This window comes from Lacticaseibacillus chiayiensis, from assembly GCF_004123795.1.
GTDB classification, from domain to species: domain Bacteria; phylum Bacillota; class Bacilli; order Lactobacillales; family Lactobacillaceae; genus Lacticaseibacillus; species Lacticaseibacillus chiayiensis.
Map to the genome: position 1 here is coordinate 1 of NZ_MSSM01000068.1, position 4,832 is coordinate 4,832.

12 protein-coding genes and 1 pseudogene are annotated in these 4,832 nt (G+C 44.1%); 11 read left to right on the forward strand and 2 right to left on the reverse strand.

From position 1 onward, the window contains the following. Positions 1-134, reverse strand: a 134-nt coding sequence (locus BVJ53_RS14460) for a helix-turn-helix domain-containing protein (protein ID WP_137296004.1), incomplete at its 3' end; no start/stop codon positions are given. A 157-nt stretch (positions 135-291) separates the two neighbouring features. Here BVJ53_RS14460 and BVJ53_RS14465 point away from each other — a divergent pair. From BVJ53_RS14465 to BVJ53_RS14475, 3 genes and pseudogenes are all read left to right on the forward strand, one after another. Further along, positions 292-543 (forward strand): helix-turn-helix domain-containing protein, encoded by a 252-nt coding sequence (locus tag BVJ53_RS14465; protein ID WP_005714763.1) that lies wholly within the window; start codon positions 292-294, stop codon positions 541-543. After that, positions 540-755, forward strand: coding sequence for a BRO-N domain-containing protein (locus BVJ53_RS14470; protein WP_064520385.1), 216 nt, complete (start codon positions 540-542; stop codon positions 753-755). Before BVJ53_RS14465 ends, BVJ53_RS14470 begins: the two co-directional genes overlap by 4 nt. A gap of 24 nt (positions 756-779) precedes the next feature. After that, positions 780-1,503: pseudogene (locus tag BVJ53_RS14475) on the forward strand (phage antirepressor KilAC domain-containing protein). Between the two features lie 134 nt (positions 1,504-1,637). On the opposite strand, the gene BVJ53_RS14480 reads toward BVJ53_RS14475, so the two are convergent. Then, entirely contained in the window at positions 1,638-1,883 is a 246-nt protein-coding gene (locus tag BVJ53_RS14480) for a hypothetical protein (protein ID WP_016363222.1), read from the reverse strand. A 74-nt stretch (positions 1,884-1,957) separates the two neighbouring features. On the opposite strand from BVJ53_RS14480, the gene BVJ53_RS14485 reads away from it, so the two are divergent. The 8 genes from BVJ53_RS14485 to BVJ53_RS14510 are packed head-to-tail and all read left to right on the forward strand — an operon-like array spanning position 1,958 to position 4,801. Further along, positions 1,958-2,314, forward strand: coding sequence for a DUF771 domain-containing protein (locus BVJ53_RS14485; protein WP_129302958.1), 357 nt, complete (start codon positions 1,958-1,960; stop codon positions 2,312-2,314). Further along, positions 2,314-2,442 carry a hypothetical protein gene (locus tag BVJ53_RS15510; RefSeq protein ID WP_269149337.1) on the forward strand — a complete coding sequence of 43 codons (129 nt, stop codon included), beginning with the start codon at positions 2,314-2,316 and terminating at the stop codon, positions 2,440-2,442. The genes BVJ53_RS14485 and BVJ53_RS15510 overlap by 1 nt, the downstream gene beginning before the upstream one ends. Beyond that, complete coding sequence (locus tag BVJ53_RS15240) at positions 2,435-2,587, forward strand: hypothetical protein (RefSeq protein ID WP_167470216.1); 153 nt, start codon at positions 2,435-2,437, stop codon at positions 2,585-2,587. Before BVJ53_RS15510 ends, BVJ53_RS15240 begins: the two co-directional genes overlap by 8 nt. A 4-nt stretch (positions 2,588-2,591) precedes the next feature. Further along, on the forward strand, positions 2,592-2,795 hold the full coding sequence (locus tag BVJ53_RS14490; RefSeq protein WP_093997757.1) for a hypothetical protein: 204 nt from the start codon (positions 2,592-2,594) through the stop codon (positions 2,793-2,795). An 18-nt stretch (positions 2,796-2,813) separates the two neighbouring features. Continuing rightward, positions 2,814-3,299: a siphovirus Gp157 family protein gene (locus BVJ53_RS14495; RefSeq protein WP_005712713.1), complete on the forward strand. Its 486-nt coding sequence runs from the start codon at positions 2,814-2,816 to the stop codon at positions 3,297-3,299. Further along, positions 3,300-4,007, forward strand: a complete 708-nt coding sequence (locus BVJ53_RS14500) for an AAA family ATPase (RefSeq protein WP_129302959.1) — start codon at positions 3,300-3,302, stop codon at positions 4,005-4,007. Positions 4,008-4,010: 3 nt separating this feature from the next. Beyond that, positions 4,011-4,565: a DUF669 domain-containing protein gene (locus BVJ53_RS14505; protein WP_064658922.1), complete on the forward strand. Its 555-nt coding sequence runs from the start codon at positions 4,011-4,013 to the stop codon at positions 4,563-4,565. Positions 4,566-4,585: 20 nt separating this feature from the next. After that, entirely contained in the window at positions 4,586-4,801 is a 216-nt protein-coding gene (locus BVJ53_RS14510; protein ID WP_238150190.1) for an NUMOD4 domain-containing protein, read from the forward strand. Positions 4,802-4,832 lie beyond the last annotated feature (31 nt).

Below are 4,832 nucleotides of genomic sequence, written 5' to 3' on the forward strand. Positions count from 1 at the left end.
ATTGGAACCTTTTCGWTGTCTCCTTTTTCATATCGAAAAACCGTTGATCTAGAGACGCCAATTTTGTCGGCAAGAGAATCTGCGCTAATGCCTTTTTCTTTACGAATAGTTTTCATTCGTTCTCCAACGTTCATATGTGGCACCTCCTGTATGGCTACAATTATAAACCCACGTCGCAAAATTGCAACAATAAAAGTCGCGTATTTGCGATTTTTATATTGACAAGTGCTTATAAGGGATTTATGCTTAGTTCATCAAGTCGCAGGAATGCGACAGAAAGGGGAATCATATATGGTTAATGTGAACTTGGATCGTTTAAAGGGACTTATGACAGAACGACATGTCACTCAAGATTCTCTAGCTTTAGCATTAGGGATCGCGAGAAGCACATTATTTAGGAAAATGCAGCGGGGTGGAAAAGACTTCACGGCACAAGAAATATTCAAAATGATGCAATTCATCCCTCTTAGCGATCAGGAAGCAATTGATATTTTTTTAAAGAAAAAAGTCGCAATAACGCGACATAAGGGGATGACGGTATGAACCAATTACAACATTTTGATTTTAAAGGTCGTCAATTACGAACTGTGGTGGTTGACAATGAGCCAATGTTTGTCGGTAAGGATGTGGCCGATATTCTCGGATATCAAAACGGAAGTCGTGACGTAAACAACCACGTTGAAGAAGAAGACCGGCTGAAGTACCAAATCGGTACCTCAGGTCAAGCACGTGAAATGGCCATCGTTAATGAATGAGGCCAAAAGAAAGAAGGGAACACATTGAATGAATTAATAATTATGCACGACCGTCAGGCAGTCACCACCAGTCTTAAGGTCGCTGAATCATTTGGAAAGAACCACAGAGATGTACTAGCAGCAATTCGTGATTTGATGAGTAGCGCGGAAAATTACGCTGTACTAAAAAAAGTACTTTATTTATGGTAGTTACACCGCTTCTAATGGGAAAACGAATCCAATGTACTACATGAATCGTGACGGATTCACATTGCTGGCTGTTGGATTCACTGGGAAGCGTGCGCTTCAGTTCAAGATTCAGTACATCCAAGCCTTTAACAGTATGGAAACGCAGATCAGAACGGGTTATGCAATCCCGGGAAGCTATGCCGAAGCGTTGAAGCTGGCAGCTAGTCAGGCTGAACAGATTGAAGATATGAAACCTAAAGCACTGTTTGCAGACGCGGTGGCAACCAGCCATACGAGCATTCTCATCGGTGACTTAGCCAAGCTCATCCGCCAGAACGGTGTGGATATTGGCCAGAATAGGCTGTTCGCTTGGCTGCGAGATCACGGCTATCTGATTAGTAAGGGTGACCGGCGAAACATGCCAACGCAACGCGCGATGGACTTGGAACTGTTCGACATCAAGGAACGTACATTCCAGAACCCAGACGGCAGCGTGCGAATCACCAAGACGACCAAGGTAACCGGAAAAGGCCAGCAGTATTTTATCAACAAGTTTCTGCAAAAGGAGATAACAGTATGAACGAAGAAAACAAAAAGCCCCGCACTGATATGGGCAGCACGGGGGTAACTCTTTACACTTGGCGCACTAGTTATCCATTTCCCCCAGCAGTAAAACCGGGAGACCTGGTGACAATCGTTATTGAGGACGAAGAATTAACCCACACTGTAGGAACCTTTGCTTTCGTCTCCTAAAGGAAGAGTGCTCCATACGGTAAGAACGTTGGACGCTCTTTCAACGAGTACCTCTTCTTTACCATCAACAATAAGATTACGAATCATAAAGAATTCATTTCTATCTTTGAATGAGTAGGCACTTTTAATTGCTACATCTTTCGAAGAAAACACCGCGCCAATATTGCCACTGGTAGGAGCAAATACTTTTTTGTATGGCAAGTCCATTTATATCACCTCCTTCCATCACCAGATAACCTGATTATCTGTCAAGGGGAGGCCAAAAGAAAGGAGGAAATGCCATGCCACTGTTGCAGGTTGTTGAAGATGATCAGATTTCAAGCAAAAAGTATTTAGCGGTCGATGAAGAAGAACTAGCAAAGATGATCAAGGAGAACCAAGAGTTAAAACGCAAGCTTGAAGGAATGGAATATTGGGACCTAACAACGGCCGCTAGTCTAATCAAAGGACATAACAACACATGGGTCGTTAATAACATCCTCGATGTGCCTCGCTTTCGAAAAGTGTTAGAGGACAGAATCGTTCATTATCCACCGCCTGGCCAAAAGGGATATGTGTTCCACGCAGGCCCGTGGAGAACATTCATCGATAAATGGTTCCCAGAGTTTTCAAGATCACTTAGAGAGAAAGGTAAATAATGATTGATGCAATTGTACAGACGTTGCTGACGCCCACCGCACCAATATGGTGTTACCTGCTATTGGTAGCGGCTGGCATCATGATCGGCGCAACTATTTCGAAAGGATGGAGGCAGTGGATTGAATGAAGCAGAACGAACCATTGGTGATTTGCTTAAAGAACACAACAAATTAGCGTTAGACGTCATTCGCGGCAACCACACACCAATTGCAAAGATGTTGCTTGTCGAGAACGAGAAGCTACGTGCACGGTTAGCAAAGCTAAGGGGATGACGTGATAACCAATGAGGAATACGAACGAATTCTAGCCGAAGCTAACCGCCAGATCGCGGCATATCACAAGGTTGCCACTGACTATGGGCCTACCAACACAGACCCTCATCAAACGTATGCGATGGGTCAGGAAGATGGCGCACACGCAATCCTATTCATTATCAAACAAGCCATGAAAAAAGCCGCTGGCGTGCAGGCCAACGACTGATAGAAAGGAAAATATTATATGTCAGTATTATACGACTTAACAGACAAATTGACCAGTTTGCAACGACTGGCAGAAAGTGGCAAGGCTGATCCAAAAGCTATTGCTGACACGATGGAAATGGTTGAGGGAGACTTTGATGATAAGGCGGTTGGCTATGTCAAAGTCTATAAATCAATCGAAGCAGACGTCAAAGAAATCGATGCTGAAATCAGGCGTTTGCAAGAACGAAAGACAAGTGCCAAGAAAAACGCTGCGACAATCAAATCACGATTGGCGCAAGCGATGGTTGAAACTGGTCGTGAACACATTCATACACCACTGTTCAGTATTTACACTCGCAGAACAGTGAGCGTGGAAGCACCAGAAGACCCGAATAAGTTGCCACCAGAGTTCATTAAGACCACGTTGACGGTCAACAAAGCCGACTTGAAGAAAGCATTACAAGCTGGTCGTGAGGTACCAAACGCGCGACTGGTTGAGAATATCGGACTGGGGGTGCGGTAGATGCAGCCAATTAAACATGCATCTTCAATTGATCGAACAAAGAACTGGCGAGTTTTGATTTACGGGAAGCCTGGTGTTGGTAAGACGTCAGCCATTCGCAATCTTGATGGCAAAACACTTGTGCTAGATCTTGATGACAGTTCAAAAGTGCTATCTGGTGCAGCAAACATCGATGTACAACCATTTGACCGAAGCAAGCCAAGCGAGGAATGGAAAGAATTTCTGACTGACCTAAAAGGACGCGTGCAAGGATACGACAATCTGGTGATCGACAACGTCTCAGCGTTCGAAAAAGACTGGTTTGTCGAGATGGGCAAGCACAGTAAAAACGGCATTGGCAACGAGCTTCAGGATTACTCAAGATGGACAAATTACTTTGCCCGTATCATGACCATGATCTTCATGGACGCACCAGTTAACGTGCTAGTAACCGCTTGGGAGAACACACGAGACATTACAAGCGAAACTGGACAATCGTTCAGCCAGTATGCACCAGCAATTCGTGACAGCGTACGTGACGGGCTATTAGGCTTGACAGACGTTGTGGGACGCGTGGTAGTTAATCCCAAGACTGATGGCCGTGGCGTCATTCTCGAGGGAACCGATGCAATCTTTGCTAAAAACAGATTAGACAATCGAAAGTTAGTGCCAATTAAAGAGCTATTCAAATTTGGAAATCAGGAAAAGTCAATTAAACAGGAGGACTAAAACATGGCTATCACAATGGACTACTCACAAGCAGCAGAAGGAAATGGCGACATTCAAGATGGTGTATATGAATGCGTTATTAACCGCTTTGGATTTGATAACTACAAAGATCGCGAGTTTATCAAGTTCGACCTAATCGTACGCAATGACGTTCCACAGAAATATCAGAACAAGCATATCTTCGACAACCAATATCCAAAGAAAGACACCGGAGAGTATGCAATGGGATACCTATTCATGATTGGCAAAAATGCTGGCATTCCAGACCATAAGAAGTGGGCTGATCTTGCGGCGATGCTTGCAGATTTCACGGGTCATGCCGTTAAAGTTACCGTCAAAAATGAAGAATACAACGGCAAAACCTATCCGCATATCAAGAAGTGGGAGCCAACAGCTTTCCCACAGATTCAGCATCGTTGGAAAGATAGCAAAGCTGCATCTGCTTCAAATTCTAATCCGTCTTTCGGCACACCGGAACAAGCAGGACAAACCAATACAGCCGATCTATTTGCCAACAACGGTCAACCAATAGACGTAAGTGACGATCTTCCATTCTGACTTAAAAGAGGTAATTAAAAATGGAAAATTGGAAAGACATTCCTTCATATGAGCATCTTTATCAAGTTTCTGATCGTGGACAGATTCGAACCGTCCCTGGTAAAACAACTGTGACAGTTCGAAATGGCACCACTTACGAACGCAAATGGCAAGGCAGAACGCTTAAACAGAAAACGGATAAAGGTGGATATAAGCGCGTAACATTATGGAAATCTCGTGCTTGTAAGCAGTTTTAGTTCATCGGCTTGTCTGCTTGGCTTTTCATCC

Coding starts and splice junctions, on each gene's coding strand:
- BVJ53_RS14500 (WP_129302959.1), top strand. CDS start 3,300: ATGCAGCCAATTAAACATGCATCTTCAATTGATCGAACAAAGAACTGG.
- BVJ53_RS14485 (WP_129302958.1), top strand. CDS start 1,958: ATGCCACTGTTGCAGGTTGTTGAAGATGATCAGATTTCAAGCAAAAAG.
- BVJ53_RS14505 (WP_064658922.1), top strand. CDS start 4,011: ATGGCTATCACAATGGACTACTCACAAGCAGCAGAAGGAAATGGCGAC.
- BVJ53_RS14495 (WP_005712713.1), top strand. CDS start 2,814: ATGTCAGTATTATACGACTTAACAGACAAATTGACCAGTTTGCAACGA.
- BVJ53_RS14510 (WP_238150190.1), top strand. CDS start 4,586: ATGGAAAATTGGAAAGACATTCCTTCATATGAGCATCTTTATCAAGTT.
- BVJ53_RS15510 (WP_269149337.1), top strand. CDS start 2,314: ATGATTGATGCAATTGTACAGACGTTGCTGACGCCCACCGCACCAATA.
- BVJ53_RS14465 (WP_005714763.1), top strand. CDS start 292: ATGGTTAATGTGAACTTGGATCGTTTAAAGGGACTTATGACAGAACGA.
- BVJ53_RS14470 (WP_064520385.1), top strand. CDS start 540: ATGAACCAATTACAACATTTTGATTTTAAAGGTCGTCAATTACGAACT.
- BVJ53_RS14480 (WP_016363222.1), bottom strand. CDS start 1,883: ATGGACTTGCCATACAAAAAAGTATTTGCTCCTACCAGTGGCAATATT.